General features: G+C 69.0%; 7 protein-coding genes and 1 pseudogene. 1 reads left to right on the forward strand and 7 read right to left on the reverse strand.

What is annotated here, in order from left to right; translation table 11 throughout:
• The 7 genes and pseudogenes from AB0E07_RS37140 to AB0E07_RS37170 form a co-directional block, all read right to left on the reverse strand.
• Positions 1-164, reverse strand: a pseudogene (locus tag AB0E07_RS37140) (D-alanine glycine permease); the annotation flags it as partial.
• Between the two features lie 371 nt (positions 165-535).
• On the reverse strand, positions 536-2,146 hold the full coding sequence (locus AB0E07_RS37145) for a glycoside hydrolase family 13 protein (protein ID WP_362262063.1): 1,611 nt from the start codon (positions 2,144-2,146) through the stop codon (positions 536-538).
• Positions 2,147-2,274: 128 nt separating this feature from the next.
• The gene (locus tag AB0E07_RS37150) at positions 2,275-3,150 is read right to left on the reverse strand and encodes a carbohydrate ABC transporter permease (protein ID WP_362262065.1); all 876 of its coding nucleotides are present in this window, start codon (positions 3,148-3,150) and stop codon (positions 2,275-2,277) included.
• A gap of 16 nt (positions 3,151-3,166) precedes the next feature.
• The gene (locus AB0E07_RS37155; protein ID WP_362262067.1) at positions 3,167-4,126 is read right to left on the reverse strand and encodes a sugar ABC transporter permease; all 960 of its coding nucleotides are present in this window, start codon (positions 4,124-4,126) and stop codon (positions 3,167-3,169) included.
• A gap of 115 nt (positions 4,127-4,241) precedes the next feature.
• Positions 4,242-5,657, reverse strand: a complete 1,416-nt coding sequence (locus AB0E07_RS37160; RefSeq protein ID WP_362262070.1) for an extracellular solute-binding protein — start codon at positions 5,655-5,657, stop codon at positions 4,242-4,244.
• A gap of 346 nt (positions 5,658-6,003) precedes the next feature.
• Complete coding sequence (locus AB0E07_RS37165; RefSeq protein WP_362262072.1) at positions 6,004-10,281, reverse strand: discoidin domain-containing protein; 4,278 nt, start codon at positions 10,279-10,281, stop codon at positions 6,004-6,006.
• A gap of 278 nt (positions 10,282-10,559) precedes the next feature.
• Positions 10,560-13,937 (reverse strand): CARDB domain-containing protein, encoded by a 3,378-nt coding sequence (locus AB0E07_RS37170; RefSeq protein ID WP_362262075.1) that lies wholly within the window; start codon positions 13,935-13,937, stop codon positions 10,560-10,562.
• A gap of 445 nt (positions 13,938-14,382) precedes the next feature.
• Between AB0E07_RS37170 and AB0E07_RS37175 the strand changes: the two genes are divergently transcribed.
• Positions 14,383-16,323 (forward strand): glycosyl hydrolase family 28-related protein, encoded by a 1,941-nt coding sequence (locus tag AB0E07_RS37175; protein WP_362262147.1) that lies wholly within the window; start codon positions 14,383-14,385, stop codon positions 16,321-16,323.
• Positions 16,324-16,364: the final 41 nt, after the last annotated feature.

The raw sequence follows: 16,364 nt of genomic DNA on the forward strand, positions 1-16,364 counted from the left end.
GTGAAGACCAGACCGGCGACCACGAGCCAGGCCACGATCAGCGGAAGATCCGTTCCCCCCACGGGCACGGAGTAGAAGACCACCTCTACGAGCCAGGCGGCTATCGGTTCGAAGAATCCGCTGACCGCCTTGTCGACGGACTGGGTGAAGGAATCGAGTGACACGGTGGGGACCTCGGAAGCGCAGACCGGCGCGCGGGGCGGCCGGTGGGGATGCGGTCGGTGAGCGAACGCCGTTGTCCGGTCGGCGAACGAAGGGATCCGCTCCGTGGACTCGGAGCGTCACCACCTCGGTCGTGCTGCCGGTGCTGACCGGCACTCCACAGGACGGCCAGGGGTGTTGCCACCTGCGGATTTACGCATTCCTAACACAGGCCCCACCTGATCGAGAGTGGCGAGTGTCACAGCACCCAGGGTGACCTCGCAAAGTGCCAGCACCCGTGACACGACCGTTATCCGGACACCCATATCCGTTCACAGGACATCTATTTCCGCAGGTCAGTACCGTGCGCCGCCCGTCGGCCGCCCCACGCCGGTCAGACGCGCAGCCACACCGCCGTGTCCCCCGGCAGGTGACCCCCGTCGTCGAGCGGTCCGCTGGCGAGCAGCAGTTCCCGGTGCGCCGGCAGGGCGGCCGGCCGGGCGGAGAAGTTCACCAGGCACTGCACGCCCTGGGGCCGGGCGAAGGCGAGGACGCCGTCCGGTGCGGGCAGCCAGGTCATGGCGCCGTCACCGAAGCCGCGTGTGGTGCGGCGGATCAGCAGGGCCTCCCGGTACAGGGAGAGCATCGAGGAGGCGTCGAGGCTCTGCCGGTCCACGGCGTACGCGGACCAGCCGGCGGGCTGCGGCAGCCACGGCTCGTTCCGCTCGTCCGTACCGAAGCCCGCGTAGGGGCCGTCCTGCGTCCAGGGCAGCGGGACGCGGCAGCCGTCCCGGCCCGGGTCGGTCCCGCCGGAGCGGAAGTGCATGGGGTCGAGGATCCGCTCGCGCGGGACCTCGGCCTCCGGCAGGCCCAGCTCCTCGCCCTGGAAGAGGTAGACCGAGCCGGGCAGGGCCAGGGTCAGCAGGGCCGCCGCCCTGGCCCGCCGGGTGCCGAGATCGAGGTCCGTGGGGGTGCCGAAGGTCTTGGTGGCGAAGTCGAAGGCGGTGTCCTCGCGGCCGTAGCGGGTCACCGTCCGGGTGACGTCGTGGTTGCAGAGCACCCAGGTCGCGGGCGCGCCGACCGGGGCGTGCTCGGCGAGGGTGGCGTCGATGACGGCGCGCAGCCGGACCGGCTCCCAGGGGCAGGTGAGGAAGTTGAAGTTGAAGGCGGTGTGCAGTTCGTCGGGGCGCAGATAGCGGGCGAAGCGCTCGGCGTCGGGCAGCCAGACCTCGCCGACGAACATGGCGCCGTACTCGTCGGCGACGGCCCGCCAGGCGCGGTAGATGTCGTGCAGTTCGTCCCGGTCGACGTACGGGTGGACGTCGACGCCCTTCTCGAAGTCGGGGAGGTCGGGGGCCTTGGCGAGCAGGGCCGCGGAGTCGATGCGCACGCCGGCGACGCCGCGCTCGAACCAGAAGCGGAGGATGTCCTCGTGCTCCTGGCGCACCTCGGGGTGGTCCCAGTTCAGGTCGGGCTGCTCGGGGGTGAACAGATGGAGGTACCACTCGCCGTCCGGCACCCGGGTCCAGGTGGTGCCGGAGAACTCCGAGGGCCAGTCGTTGGGCGGGAGTTCACCCTGCTCACCGCGGCCGGGGCGGAAGTGGAAGCGGGCGCGCTCGGGGCTGCCGGGGCCGGCGTCGAGGGCGGCCCGGAACCAGGGGTGCTGGTCGGAGATGTGGTTGGGCACGATGTCGACGATGACCCGGACACCGAGGGCGGCGGCCTCGGCGATCAGTTTCTCGGCCTCGTCGAGGGTGCCGAAGGCGGGGTCGACCGCGCGGTAGTCGGCGACATCGTACCCGCCGTCGACCATGGGTGAGGCGTACCAGGGGGTGAACCACAGGGCGTCGACGCCGAGTTCGGCGAGGTAGGGCAGTCTCGCCCGTACGCCCGCGAGATCACCTGAGCCGTCGCCGTCGCCGTCGGCGAAACTGCGCGGGTACACCTGGTAGATGACGGCGTCGCGCCACCAGTCGTCGGTGCGGGGCGGGAGAGGGGCTGCCACGTGACGGTCCTTTCGGGCAGGGCTGGTTCTTCGCCGCCGTCCCGGACGCTGCGGGGCGTTGTCGGACGGGACGGCGGCGAAGGCTTCATGGTGGACGAGCGGCCGGGCGGAGGTTCCGCGGGGCGGGGTCAGCCCTTGAGGCTGCCGGCGGTGAGGCCGCTCATGATGTTGCGCTGGAAGACCAGGAAGATGAGCAGGGTCGGCAGGGAGGCGATGGTGAGCGCGGCGATCAGGACGTTCACCGGGACGCCGTTGGAGAGCGAGTAGATGCCGACGTTCAGGGTCTGTTTGGCCGGGTCGGGCAGGGTGAGCATCGGCCAGAGGAAGTCCTTCCAGATGCCCACGACCGCGAAGATCGACACCACGCCCAGGATGGGCCGGGAGATCGGCAGGACGATCGACCACAGGATGCGCATGGGGGAAGCGCCGTCCATGGCCGCCGCGTCGAGCAGCTCCTTGGGTATGGAGTCGAAGAACCGCTTGAGCAGGAAGATGTTGAAGGCGTTGGTGACGGACGGCAGCCAGATCGCCCACGGGGTGTTGAGCAGGTTCCGCTCGAAGATCGGCACGTCCAGCACGGTCAGGTACTGCGGAACGACGAGCACGGTCGCGGGGATCATCAGCGTCGCCAGCATCATGCCGAGGATCGCCTTGCCGAGCACCGGGCGCAGCCGGGACAGCGAGTAGGCGGCCGCGACGTCGAGGACCAGCTGGAAGGCGAGCGCGCCGAAGGCGTAGAAGCAGGTGTTCAGCAGCAGGGTGGAGAGGTCCATGACCTCCCAGGCGCGGCTGTAGTTGTCGGGTGTGAACGACTCGGGCACGAGCGTCGGCGGGGTCCGGATCACCTCCTGGGTGTCCTTGAAGCCGCTGGAGACCAGCCAGTACAGGGGGCCCAGGAAGACCAGGGTGAAGCCGCCGACGACGACGGTGAAGGTGGCCCAGTACAGGAACCTGCCGCGGGGCTTGGCGAGTTGGGCCGGTGAGATGAGGGTGCGCGTGGACATGGTGGTCTCTTTCGGTCTACTCGTCTTCGGAGCGGCTGAGCTTGACGTAGGCCGCCGAGAACGCGGCGAGCAGGACGAGCAGGAGCAGGCCGAGGGCCGCCGCGGCACCGTAGTTGTTGAAGTTGAAGGCGTACTGGTAGATCAGGTAGACGACCGTGGTCGTGGATCCTTCGGGGCCGGCGCCGCCGGTCAGCAGGAAGGGCTCGACGAAGACCTGCATGGTGGCGATGACCTGCATCAGCAGCATCAGCGACAGGATCAGACGGGTCTGCGGGATGGTCACGTGCCAGATCTTGCGGAAGAGGCCGGCCCCGTCGAGTTCGGCCGCCTCGTACAGCTCGCCGGGTATGCCCTGGAGCGCGGCGAGGTAGATCAGGGTGGCGCCGCCCATGTTCATCCAGGTCGCGGCGATGACCACGGAGAGCATGGACAGGTCCGGGTCCTGGAGCCACTGCTGTTCGGGCAGGTGGAGGAAGCCGAGCAGTTCGTTGAGCAGGCCGTAGCCGGGGTCGTAGAGGTACTTGAAGAGGAGTACGGAGGCGACCGGCGGCAGCATCACGGGGAGGTAGACAAGCAGCCGGAGGTAGCCCTGGCCGTGCTGGAACTCGTTGATGACGAGGGCCACGACGAACGGCACCACGAAGCCCAGGAGCAGGGCCAGCACCGTGAACAGGAGCGTGTTCCGCCAGGCCTGCCAGAACGCCGGGTCGTTGAATACGGTGCGGAGGTTGTCCAGGCCGACCCAGGTGGTGGCGCCGTCCTCGGTCTTCTGGAAGGCGAGCAGGAACTCCCGGATCATCGGGTACCAGGAGAAGAACGCGAAGCAGAGGACCGCGCCGATGAGGAAGCCGTGGGCGGTGAGGTTGCGGCGCAGTTCCTTGGCGAAACGGCTGCCGCCGGGTGCGGATCCCGCGCGGTGCGGGGCCGGGCGGCGGGGGGATTTCGCCTTCGTCGGGGTCAGGCTCGGGGCCGACATCGTCGCTCCTTGGTGCTGATGGCCGGGGTTGCTGTCCGACCCGGGCCGGGGTGGTCCGGGGTGCGCGGGGCCCGGCGGAGGCGGGTGACGGGGCCCGCCCCTGCCGGTATGCCGGTCATCCGTTGGCGAGGACCTGGTTGACCTGCGTCTCCGCGGTGTCGAGCAGTTTGTCGATGTCGGCCTTCTCGTTGGTGAGGATGCCGGACATCACGTTGTCGAGGACCTTGTAGACCTCCTGCGCCTTCGCCGGTTCGGCCTTGCCGGCGACGGGGTTGTCCATGAAGGTCTTGAAGTTCTCGACGGGCATGGTCGCGTTCTCCGCGCGCGAGGCGTCGTCCTTGGCCTTGGACTCGTTGAGCCAGAAGTTGGGCTGCGGGACGCCGACGGGGAGCTTGTCGGCCTTGGTGCGCGCCCAGTCGAACTGGCCCTTGCCGACGGTGAGGTTCTTGAAGTTCAGCCAGGCGATCGCGGCCTTGACCTTGTCGGAGGAAATGCCCTCCTTGATCATGTAGTTGTTGCCGCCGGCCAGGGTGGCCTTGCCGCCGGGGATCGGCCCCATGCCGAAGTTCTCGTACTTCGCGCCGAGTTGCTGGACCATGTACGCGATGTCGTCGGGCGCGGCGAGGAACATGCCGAGCTTGTCGGTGGCGATCTGCTTCTGGAGGTCGCCCCACTTCAGCAGCTGGGTCTTGCCCATGCTGTCGTCCTCCCAGCGCATGGCGTGGAGGTTCTCGGCGACCTGCTTGCCGAGGTCGGTGTTGAAGGCGGCCTTCTTGCCGCTCGCGTCGACGACCTCACCGCCGACGCTGTACATCTGGGCGGTGAAGTGCCAGCCGCCGGTGTTGCCCGCGCTGTACTCGCCGAAGCCTGCGATGCCGTCACCGAGGTCGGCGATCTTCTTGGCGGCGGTGCGGACCTCCTCCCAGGTGCGCGGCGGGTTGTCGGGGTCGAGGCCGGCCTGCTTGAACAGCTTGCGGTTGACCAGCAGGCCCATCGTGTAGTTGCTGGTGGGCAGACCGTAGAGCTTGCCCTCGTGCTGGAGCGAGCCGAGGACGCCCGGGTCGATGTCCTTGAGCAGGGGCACCGTCTTGTCGTTGACGTAGGCGGTGATGTCCTCGGCGCCGTCGTGGTCGAGGACCTGCGGCAGGTCGGTGAAGTACGTGTAGAAGACGTCGGGCTGGGACTTCGCCTTGAGCATGGCGGTGAACCGCGGCGGCTCCAGGCACTGGCCCGGCGTGGAGCGGCCCTCGATCGTGACGTTCGGGTACGTCTTGTTGAACTCGGCGACGTCCTCCTTCCACTCCTTCAGCTCCGCCGCCTTCGCGGCCGGCGGCATGCAGTCGATGGTGATCGTCACCTTGGTCTTCGGGTCCAGGGGCGCGGACGGGTCAGCCGAGGTGTTGTTCCCGGACTCGTCGTCGCTGTCGTTACTGCTGCTGGTGCCGCAGGCGGCGAGCGCGGTCAGCGTGAGCGCGGAAACGAGGGTGACCGCGCAGACGCGGCGGACACGGCGGATCCGGGCACTTCTCATGAGTGGCCCCCTTCGGGCATGTGCGTGGAAGTCGCCCCATCGCTGATGCGCTGTGAGGCGTGGCACACTCAACCACCCCCGACAAGTGAACGCAAGATCTCGCGCTGATTTCGTAATTGCACGACAAGAGTCTGAAGCTGAGCGGCTACTCCAGCCTCCGTCGCACCACATCGGCGCGACAGGTACGTGTAAGCCGCTGCAAACTTTCGACGATGCCAGGGAAGCCCTGGTGGCCCCTGTGGGGCGCCGGAGGCGAACCTGGGCCCGCGCGGGGCACGCGGGAGCCGCCGAGGCCCTGGACGGGGCCCCGGCGGCTTGCGGGCGCGTGTGTGCGCACGCTCCCGGACTAGGGGTTGTTGATGATCCGGAACGTGGAGGTGGTGTTGCGGATGTCGACCGCGTTGTTGCTCAGCTTCAGGCCGTTGAAGGTGACCTCACCGACCGCCGGGCCCTGGCCGGCCTCGGGCATCTCGTTCGCCCACAGTCCGAAGCCGGACTTGGCGTCGTAGGCGTCCCCGCTCTTGCGGGCGCCGCTGATGGAGACGTCCGTGAAGACGGTGTCCTTGATGGGGAACTGGGGCTGTCCGCCGACGTAGTTGGTCTGGAACATGATCCCGCTGTACGTGGGATCGACGATGTCGACGTTGCTGACCCGGATGCCCTGGAACACCTTCGAGGCGGAGAACACCCAGATGCCGGGGAAGGTCTGGCCGCCCCAGAAGTGCCCGCCCGCGCGGACGACGGAGATGTTCTCGAAGGTCGTCGGCTCGGTCCCGAAGCCGTTCATCGGATAGCCGAAGTCCAGCGACGAGATGGTGATGCCCGAGTACACCAGCGTGTCCGCGATGTGGATGTTGCGGAAGGTGTTGCGGTAGCCGCCGTAGACGGCGATGCCCGCGGCTCTCCAGGTGAGCGTGGTGGAGAGGTTCTCGTAGACGTTGTTGAGCATGTCGGCGCCGCCCGCGTCGATGGCGGAGAACAGCGCGAAGCTGTCGTCACCGGTGGCGCGGGCGTCGTTGTTGGTCACGAGGTTGTCCGTGGAACCGTTGGTCATGTTGACGCCGTCGGCGAACATGTTCCGGATCCGGGAGTTCTTGATCGTGATCCGGTCGCTGTTGGCGCCCCAGTAGAGGCAGACCATGTGCTCGTTCCAGATGTTGTCGATCGTGACGTTGGTGACGTTGGCGAAGTCGAAGACCTTGCCGGGTCCGTCGATGCGCGAGGTGTAGTTGCCGAAGTAGGCGAAGCCCTGGAAGAGCGAGCCCTGCGCGGTGTTGTCGGCGCGGAAGCCCACGTCGGTGTTCTCCTGCGCGGCGGGCGCGTGGAACCTGGTGTACCAGGGCCCGGCGCCGACCACCTTCACGGCCTTGCCGTAGACCTGGAACTTGCTGCTGGTCTCGTAGCTGCCCGGCGGCAGGTAGACGCCCTCGTAGGCGGTGTTCGTCCGGGCCTGGTCGAGCGCGTTCTGTACGGCCTGGTGCGTGAATCCGGCCGGTACGACGTAGCGCGCCGGGTCGGGGTTGGCGACGGGTGCGACCTGCTCGGTGTTGACGAAGTCGATCGCGTACGTGGAGGTGTTCGCCGCGTCCTTCTGGAGCCGGATCCTGCTGCCCGCGGGCACCGTCCCGTCGAGGAAGATGTTGGCCTCGTCGTAGATGTGCCGGGGTCCGCCGGCCGACGGCGAGTTGCCCGGCGCGGTCTCCGCCCCGTACAGCCAGGCGTACTTGGAGGTCAGCGGCATCGCCTTCCTGAAGGTGCCGTTCACATAGACGTTGATGGTGGAGTCGATGCCGCCACCGCCCGCCGCGTCCGGGATGGAGAAGCGGGTGACCAGGGTGTTGGTCGAGGCGCGGGTGGTGAACTCGACGTACTCGCCGGTCGAGTCCAGGTTCACGGCCTTGCGGCCGGAGGCCTCGCCCGCGATGTCGCCGACGGTGCGGTTCGGCCCGACGACCGCGGCACCGCCGCCGACCGTGCCGTCCTCCGCCTCGTACATGTCGTACGGCATGTTGGCGCCGCGTCCGACGAACAGGGGCTGCGAGGTGGTGTTGTTCTCCCGCTTCACCGGCAGCTCGTTGCCGTCGGCGGCGACGGAGACCTTCACCGTGTACGAGCCGTTGGCCGCGGTCCACGGCCCCAGGTCCACGGCGGCCGCCGAGGCACCGGCGGCGATGGCACCGCTGTGCGCACCGGTCAGCGTCTTGACGGTGTCGCCGGAGGAGTTCACCAGGGTCAGGGTCAGGCCGTGGGCACCGCCCGCGGAGGCCACCGTGCCCTGGTTCTTCACCGTGGCCTTGAAGGTCACGTTCTGTCCGGCCGACGGGCTGGACGGCGAGGTCGTCACCGAGGAGACGACGAGGTCGGAGCTGTCGACCGGCCGGACCACCAACGAAGTGGGGCTGGTGTACGTGTTGTTGCTCTCGTTCTGCTCGATGACCCGTTCGCCCTCGTCGGCGACGGCGCTGAGCTGGTAGGTACCCGCGTCCCGGGCGCCGAGGGAGGCACTGACGGTGGTCTGCGCCCCGGCGGCGAGGGCGCCGACGTCGGCGGAGGCCACCTTGGTGCCGCCCAGGCGCAGCGCGACGCTGCTGGCGGCCGCGGCGGCGTTGCCGTTGTTGCGGACGACCGCGGAGACGGTGATCGCGTCGGACTCGACCGGCGCCGCCGGCGACGTGGTCAGTGCGGTGACCACGAGATCGGGGTTGGGGGCCGGGCTGCCGATGACCTGGACCTCCGCGACCTGCGCCCCGGGCGCGCCGGTGTTGGAGGTGAAGCGGAGCTGGACGTCGGCGACGCGCGCGGTCACGGGGATGGTGACCGTGTTCGCCCCCGAGGCGGGGTTGAAGGCGTAGTCGCGGGCGGCGACGAGGCTCGTGAACGCCGAGGCGCTCTGCTCACGGCCGAGGACCTGGATGTTCTGGGTCCGCGCGCCCCAGGCCGCGTCCGGGTTGAGCTTGACCACAACACCGGTCAGGTCCGCGTTCGCGTCCAGCTCGGTGGTGAGCGTCGCGGGGAAGCCCGCCGACTCCCAGTAGGTGGCGGTGTTGTTGTCGTTGGCGTTGGCCGCGACGAAGGTCTGTGTCGTGGAGGAGGCCTCGATCGGCTTGCCGACCGCGAGGTTCGAGCCGCCGGACGTGCCGTTGCGGGTGACGGAGTTGCTGAACGCCGACACGTTGCCCGCGGCGTCCTTGGCGCGCACCTGGTAGGTCACCGTCGCCGAAGCCGACTGGGTGTCGGTGAAGGTGGTGACGTTCCCGGCCACGCTGTCGCGCAGGACGTTGTTGGCGTAGATGTCGTAGCCGGTCACTCCGGTGTTGTCGGTCGAGGCGGTCCAGGTGAGCCTGATCTGCCCCGCCGAGGGCTCGGTGTACTGGAGGTTCGCCGGGGCGGTGGGCGCCTGGGTGTCACCGGACTCGCCGATCCGGGTGACGGTGTTGCTGTCGCCCGACTCGTTGCCGGCGGCGTCCTTGGCGCGGACCCGGTAGGACACGGTCTGACCGGCCGGGCGGGTGTCGGTGAAGGTGGTGACGTTCCCCGCGACCGTGGTCAGCAGCTCGCCGTTGGCGTAGACGTCGTAGCCGGTCACGCCCGTGTTGTCGGTGGAGGCGTTCCAGGTGAGCCTGATCTGCCCGGTGGCGGGCTGGGTGTAGGCCAGGCCGGTGGGGGCGGTCGGCGGCTGGGTGTCGCCGGTGGCGGGCCCGTAGATCTCCAGCTCGGCGATCTGCGCCGCCGGGTGCTCGGTGTTGGCGGTGACCAGGACCCTGACGTAGCGCGTGGTCGTGGGGTCGAAGGAGATCGTCGCGGTCTGGCCGTTCCCGGTGTTGAAGGCGTACGCCTGGGACGCGGTCAGGTCGGTGAACGAGGTGCCGTTGGCGCTGCCCTGGATCTTCAGGGTCTGGCTGCGCTGGCCCCATCCGTCGGGCAGGCGGAGGACGACGCGGTCGATGCTGCGTCCGGCGCCGAGGTCGGCCTGGAGCCACTGCGGGAAGGCGTTGTTGGTGCTCTCCCAGTAGGTGGCCCTGTTGCCGTCGTTGGCGTTGGGGGTGCCGTAGGCGCCCTGGCTGCCGCTCGCCGTGAGGGTCCGGCCGGCGGCGAGGTTGCCGGAGGAGCCGTCGGCGGAGTGCACCTCCAGTTCGGAGAGCTGGGCGGCCTGCCAGCCTGTGTTCGCGGTGACGTTGACCCGGACGTAGCGCGTCTGGGAGGCCGGGAAGGCCACGGTGACGGTGTTGCCGTCGGCCGGGTTGAAGGCGTAGGTGGCGGAGGTCTTGAGGGTGGTGAAGCTGGTTCCGTCGCCGCTGCCCTGGATGGAGAGGGTCTGGTTGCGGCTCTCCCAGGAGGCGGGCAGCTTCAGGACGACCTCGTCGACCCGGGTGGTGGCGCCGAGGTCGGCCTGGATCCACTGGGGCAGGGACGCGCCGGCGCCCTCCCAGTAGGTGGCCTGGTTGCCGTCCGTCACGTTGGCGGCGCCGTAGCCGGACTGTGTGCTGCTGGCGGCGGCGGGGTCACCGAGGGCGATGTTGGGGCCTCCGGCGGCGGAGGCCGACAGCGTCGTGGTGCCCAGAGCCAGGAGACTGGTGACGATCACGGCGCAGACGCTCCGTGATCTCCAGTGCTGGGTTCTCATCTGTCCCCGATCTCGGCCCCGCTCGCTCTGCGGACGGCGGGGCACGGCTCAGTCGGAAGTACGAGGCACTCAACGTTCCATTTTTTCGTTGAGCGATCGGAGAGTTGCAGAGTTCCATCGCCTCGTCTACCGGTTCGGAGCCGGGGATTTCACTGCTTGAACCGAGTGCGCGCAGCCCCCTTGCCCGGGCATGCCGGAGCGGGCTTCCGCGGTCACCGGAGTGGTGACCGCGGAAGCCCTCGGGCGTCAGGTGCCCGTGGAGGCGGCCCGCGCCGCCGCTAGGAGGCGGCCCCGTTGATCACGAACTGGGATCCGGGTTCGACGACCACGTTCCCCTGGGCCGAGTTGGTGATGGTCACGTCGGTCAGGGTCGCGCTGCCCCGGGCGCCGCCCATCGCCAGGATCCCCGAGCCGTTGTTGGACCTGTCGATGTCGACGTTCTGGATCTGTACCCCGGGTACCGATCCCCCTCCGTTCTTGAACTGGATGCCGTCGTAGGTGGAGTCGAGGATGTCGGTGTCCCGGATCGTGACGCCCGGGATGTCGGTGGAGGCGGCGAACAGCGTGATCGCGCCGAACTCCTGGGCCTCGCCCCAGAAGGCCCCGCCCGTGCGGTGCAGGGCGTTGTTGGCGATCAGGGTCTGCCCCGAGAAGGGCAGCGGATCGTGGTCGGTGGCCAGCATGATCCCCGGGTAGTTCATGGTGTCGGAGATGATGTTGTTCTCGATCCTGTTCCCGTAACCGCCGTAGACGGCGATGCCGTTGGCCCGCCAGGGCAGCTGAATGGTGTTGTTGCGGAAGGAGTTGTCGTGGCCGATGTCCACCGACTGGTCCTTGACGTACTTGCTGGCCCAGACGGCGAGCGCGTCGTCGCCGGTGTTGCGGAACGAGGAGTTGTAGACGGTGGAGTTGCGCGTGCCGTTGGCGAAGTTGATGCCGTCGGCGTAGGTGTTGCGGATCCGCATCCCGGTGAACTCCAGGCCGTCACCGGGGCCCCACAGCTCGGGGATGTTGGAGTAGTCGCGCCCCACCCAGACGCCGACGTTGGCATGCTCGATCCACACATTGCTGATCTTGGTGTTCTTGCCGAACCTGCCGTTGAGGCCCACACCGCCCTCGGCACCGCCGTCACCGCCGCGGATCGTGCCCGAGCCGAAGATGGCGATGTCGGAGATCCGGGTGTTGTCGTCGATGTCGAAGCCGAAGTTGCCCTCGTGCGGGTGGTTGATGCCGCCCGCCTGGTGGGGCGGGGTGAGGGTGTACAGCTGGGAGTGCCACATGCCGGCGCCGCGGATGGTGACGTCGCGGATGCCGACCTGGTTGTGGGTGCCGCGGTTGAGCGGGTCGTCGGTGAGGATCTTCTGCTCCTGGCGCCACTGCCCCGCCGGGATCCACACGCAGCCGATCTCGCCGTTCTGGTCGGCGGTCACGGCCCGCTGGATGGCGGCCGTGTCGTCGATGCCGTCGTTGGGGACGGCGCCGTAGGTGGTGATGGACGTGCAGCCGGCGGGCTGGGTCGCCGCGGGGGCCACCTGCTCCAGGTCGACCAGGTCGACGATGTAGTAGGAGGCGGTGTCCGAGGCGTCGCGCTGGAGGCGGAACTTGGTTCCGGGCGGGTAGGTCTGGGTCAGCAGGGCGTTGGACTCGTCGAAGAGCCGGCGCGCGTCACCGCCCGGGGTGTTGCTCAGGCCCTCGGGGTCGTCCGTGGACCCGTACAGCCAGCTGTGCTTGGAGGAGAGGTTCAGCTTGCGGACGAACTGGCCGTCGGCGTAGAGGCTCAAGGTGGCCTGCTGCCCGCCGCCGCCCGCCGCGTCCGGGATCGCGTTGCGCACGACGATGGAGTTGGCCGCGTTGGTGGAGGTGAACTCCACGAACTGACCGGTGGAGTTGAGGCGGACCGACTTGCGTCCGGAGGACTCGGTGGCGAAGTTGGTGTGCCCGAAGGTGCGCTTGGCGTCGGTCTCCAGAAGGGTTCCGTTGTACTGGGCGGCCTCCGCCTCGTACTCGGTGTACGGCACGGCCGCTCCCCGGCCGACGACGACGGAACGGGCGAAGACGTTGTTGCCCTCGTTGGTCTCGGTGAGCACCTCGGTGGCGTCGGCGGTGGCGGTGAGCGTCGCTCCGCCGTTGGTGGCGGTCCAGGTACCGCTGATGGGCACCGAGACGGTGGCCCCGGCGGCGATGGAGCCCGTGGTGCCGTTCAGCAGGGTGTTGCCGACGACCACCCGGGTCACCGTGTTCGTGGTGACCGCACTGGTGCCGCGGTTCTGCACGGCGACCGTGAAGCCGACCTGGGCGCCGACCGCGGGGTTGGCCGGGTTCGTGGTGATGCCGGTGACGACCAGGTCGGGGCCGGGGGCCTGGCCCACGACCAGCTTGGACGCGGCGGTCCTGCTGTTGTTGGTGTCGTCCTGTTCGGCGACGGTGTCGGTCGGGTCGACCACCGCGGTCACGGTGTAGCTGCCGGCGGGCCGCTTGCCCACCCCGACCGGCACGGTGGCCGAGGCCCCGGCGGCGAGCGCGCCGACCTGGGCGGTTCCCGCGACCGTGCCCTCAAGGCTCACGTTGACCGTGGTCGCGGCGGAGGCCGCGGTGCCGCTGTTGCGTACGGTCGCCTCGACGGTGACGGCGTCGGCCTCCGACGGGGAGGCGGGGGTCCAGGTCAGGCCGGTGACGGTCAGATCCGGGTTCGGGGCCGCGGTGCCCACCACCTGGAACTCGGCGACCTGCCCGCCGGGCGCCCCGGTGTTGGAGAACACCTCCAGACGTACGTCGGCGTAACGTCCGGAGACGGGGATCGTGACCGTGTTCTGGTTGGCCGAGGGGCTGAAGGCGTAGTCGGCGCGCGCCTTGAGCGAGGTGAAGCCGGTCGCGTTCTGCTCACGCCCCCACACCTGGATGCTCTGGGTGCGGGCGCCCCAGACGGCGTCCGGGTTCAACTTCACCACCACGGCCTGGAGTTCGGCGTTGGCGCCGAGCTTGGCGGTCAGGGTCGAGGGGAAGCCCGCGGACTCCCAGTAGGTGGCCGTGTTGTCGTCGTTGGCTTGGGCCGCCACGTACGACTGGGTCGTCGAGGACGCCTCGATCGGCTTGTTCCGGGCCAGGTTGGTGCCGTCCGCCGGCGGTGGCTCCTCCGGGTCCTCACCGGTGCCGTACACCTCCAGCTCGGAGAGCTGCGCCGCGTTCCAGCCCGTGTTGGCGGCCACCTGGACGCGTACGTACCGGACGCCGGTCTCCGGGACGGTGATGTTCACCGTGTTGGCGCCGTTGGGGTTGAAGGCCCTGGCGGTGGACGCCGACAGGGTGCTGAACGAGGTGCCGTTGGTGCTGCCCAGGACGCTCAGTGTCTCCGTGCGCGCCTCCCACGCGGTGGGCAGTTTCAGGGACACCCCGGTGACGTCGGTGGCGCTCCCCAGGTCCACCTGGACCCACTGCGGGAAGGAGCCGGTGGGCCCCTCCCAGTACGAGGCCTGGCTGCCGTCGGTGACATGCGCGGCGGGGTACCCGCCCAGTGATCCGCCGGCGGTGGCCGGTCTCCCGAGCGCCAGGTTCGGCCCGTCGGCCGCCTCCGCGGTGACGGGCAGCAGACCGACGGCGATCATGCCGCCGATCACCGTACTGACGACCGTGCGCCAGTAATGCCGCTTCCATCTCATTGACAACCCTCTTGTTCCAAGAGCTGGGACGTCGGCCACGACAGGGCTCGTCGCCAGGTGACCGACAGCGGCCTGGCGACAATTCACAGTGCACACTTTGATCTTTTGAGGTTTTCAGTCAATCTTTTGCATCACTTGGGCCACAGGTTTCTACCGGGTGACGGCTTTGTCAACGGGTGTGACACGGACGGGGAGTTGGGGCCGCCCGAGTCCGGCGCAACTCGGAGAGGCATGTCACTCAATCTCTGCACACCATCGCGCAAATCCGTGCGGACACCTTGTGCAACCCGGTACGGCGCGCCTACTGTCCCAGCGCTCCCGACACCGACAGAAGCGAGCCACGATGTTCGGAAGACATGCGCACCACCGGTCGGACGGCGGCACGAGAGCCGCGGCCCTGCTGTCCGTGACCCTCGCGGTCGCCACCCTGGTCCAGGGCATCGCCATGGCCGCGCCCGCCCGGCCGGACGGCACCGGCGGTCATCGCGGACCGGTCGTGACCCGGGCCGCCCTCGATCCGGCGCTCGTGGCCGGCCGCGGGGCCGCGGTGGACTTCGACGAGCAGGAGGCGGAGAACGCCCGCACCGACGGGGAGGTCATCGGGCCCGACCGGACGCCCTACACGCTGCCCTCCGAGGCGTCGGGGCGGAAGGCGGTCAAGCTGCTACCCGGTCAGTACGTCGAGTTCGTCCTGCCCCGCAACGCGAACGCGCTGACCGTCCGGTACAGCATCCCGGACGCCCCCGGGGGCGGTGGCATCAGGTCCCCGCTCCAGGTGTCCGTCTCGGGCCGGCACCAGACCTCGATGACGCTCACCTCCGAGTACTCCTGGCTCTACAACCAGTACCCGTTCACCAACGACCCGCAGGCCGACCTGCTCCACCCCGACTGGTGGCTCACCGAGTGCTCCTGCGTCCCCGCCGAGGCCGAGGAACCCCCGCAGATCTCCAAGCCGTTCCGGCCCACGCACTTCTACGACGAGCAACGCCTGCTGCTCGGCAAGACCTTCCGCGCCGGTGAACGCGTACGGCTCACCGTGCCCGCCCGCGGCGCGGCCGCCTGGACCGTCGTCGACCTCCTCGACACCGAGCTGGTGAAGCCCGCGTACGTCGACCGGAGAGGGGTCAACGTCCTGCGGTACGGGGCCGATCCCACGGGGCGCAGGGATGCCGCGCCGGCCATCGAGCGGGCCATGGAGGCGGCCCGGCGCAGCGACCGCGCCGTGTACCTCCCGCCCGGAACCTACAGCGTCAGCCGGCACATCGTGGTCGACGACGTCACCATCAGGGGTGCCGGCAGCTGGCACACCGTCGTCAAGGGCCGCCAGGTCACCCTGGACGAACCCGCCCCCGACGGCTCGCTGCACACCGGCGTCGGGTTCTACGGCAGGAGCGCCGCCGACGGCGGGAGCCGCGACGTCCATCTCTCGGGCTTCGCGATCGAGGGCGATGTGCGCGAGCGCATCGACACCGACCAGGTCAACGGAGTCGGCGGGGCGATGAGCGACTCCACCGTCGACGGCCTGTACATCCACCACACCAAGGTCGGCCTGTGGTTCGACGGCCCCATGTCGAACGTCCGGGTCACCAACAACGTGATCACCGACCAGATCGCCGACGCGCTCAACTTCCACACCGGCGTGACCGATTCGCTCGTGCACAACAACTTCGTCCGCAACACCGGGGACGACGGGCTCGCCCTGTGGTCCGAGAAGTCGGCGAACGCCGGCAACGTCGTCTCCCGCAACACCGTCCAGTCCCCCGTCCTCGCCAACGGCATCGCGGTCTACGGCGGCCGGGACAACACCGTCGGCGGCAACCTCGTCGCCGACCCCGTGCGCGAGGGCAGCGGGCTGCACGCGGGCGCGCGGTTCGGCTCCGAACCGTTCGCCGGATCCCTGGACTTCACCGACAACACCACCGTGCGCGCGGGCACGCTCGACCTGAACTGGAGGATCGGACTGGGCTCGATCTGGTTCTACGCGCTCGACGGAAGCATCGACGCGGACGTGCGGGTCACCGGCGACCACTACCTCGACAGCACCTACAACGCGATCATGCTGGTGAGCGAGTACGGCGTGAAGGACCGCTACTCCGTCCCGAACGTGCACTTCAAGGACGTCCGGGTCGACGGGACGGGCACCTCGGTCGTGAGCGCCCGGGTCAAGGGCTCCGCCACGTTCGAGAACGTCGACGCGCGCGGGGTGGGCGCGGTCGGGGTGAACAACTGCGGATCGTTCAACTTCCCGCCGACGGGATCGGAGTTCACGCTGGCCGACCGAGGGGGCAACGAGGGCGGATGGCTGGCCGACTGGCTGCTGCCCAACACCATCACCTGTGACGACCGCCCGCCGGTCGTACAGCCCCCGGCTCCATCACCCTGGTGATGCAAGGAATTTCCTCACAGCTCCTTCATTGATTTCACCGT

Origin of the sequence: Streptomyces sp. NPDC048002 (assembly GCF_040653275.1) — a bacterium.
Lineage (GTDB): Bacteria > Actinomycetota > Actinomycetes > Streptomycetales > Streptomycetaceae > Streptomyces.

Excerpts from the sequence above, each read along its gene's own strand:
- AB0E07_RS37175 (WP_362262147.1), top strand. The coding sequence starts at position 14,383 with ATGGCCGCGCCCGCCCGGCCGGACGGCACCGGCGGTCATCGCGGACCG.
- AB0E07_RS37150 (WP_362262065.1), bottom strand. The coding sequence starts at position 3,150 with ATGTCCACGCGCACCCTCATCTCACCGGCCCAACTCGCCAAGCCCCGC.
- AB0E07_RS37160 (WP_362262070.1), bottom strand. The coding sequence starts at position 5,657 with ATGAGAAGTGCCCGGATCCGCCGTGTCCGCCGCGTCTGCGCGGTCACC.
- AB0E07_RS37165 (WP_362262072.1), bottom strand. The coding sequence starts at position 10,281 with ATGAGAACCCAGCACTGGAGATCACGGAGCGTCTGCGCCGTGATCGTC.
- AB0E07_RS37170 (WP_362262075.1), bottom strand. The coding sequence starts at position 13,937 with ATGAGATGGAAGCGGCATTACTGGCGCACGGTCGTCAGTACGGTGATC.
- AB0E07_RS37155 (WP_362262067.1), bottom strand. The coding sequence starts at position 4,126 with ATGTCGGCCCCGAGCCTGACCCCGACGAAGGCGAAATCCCCCCGCCGC.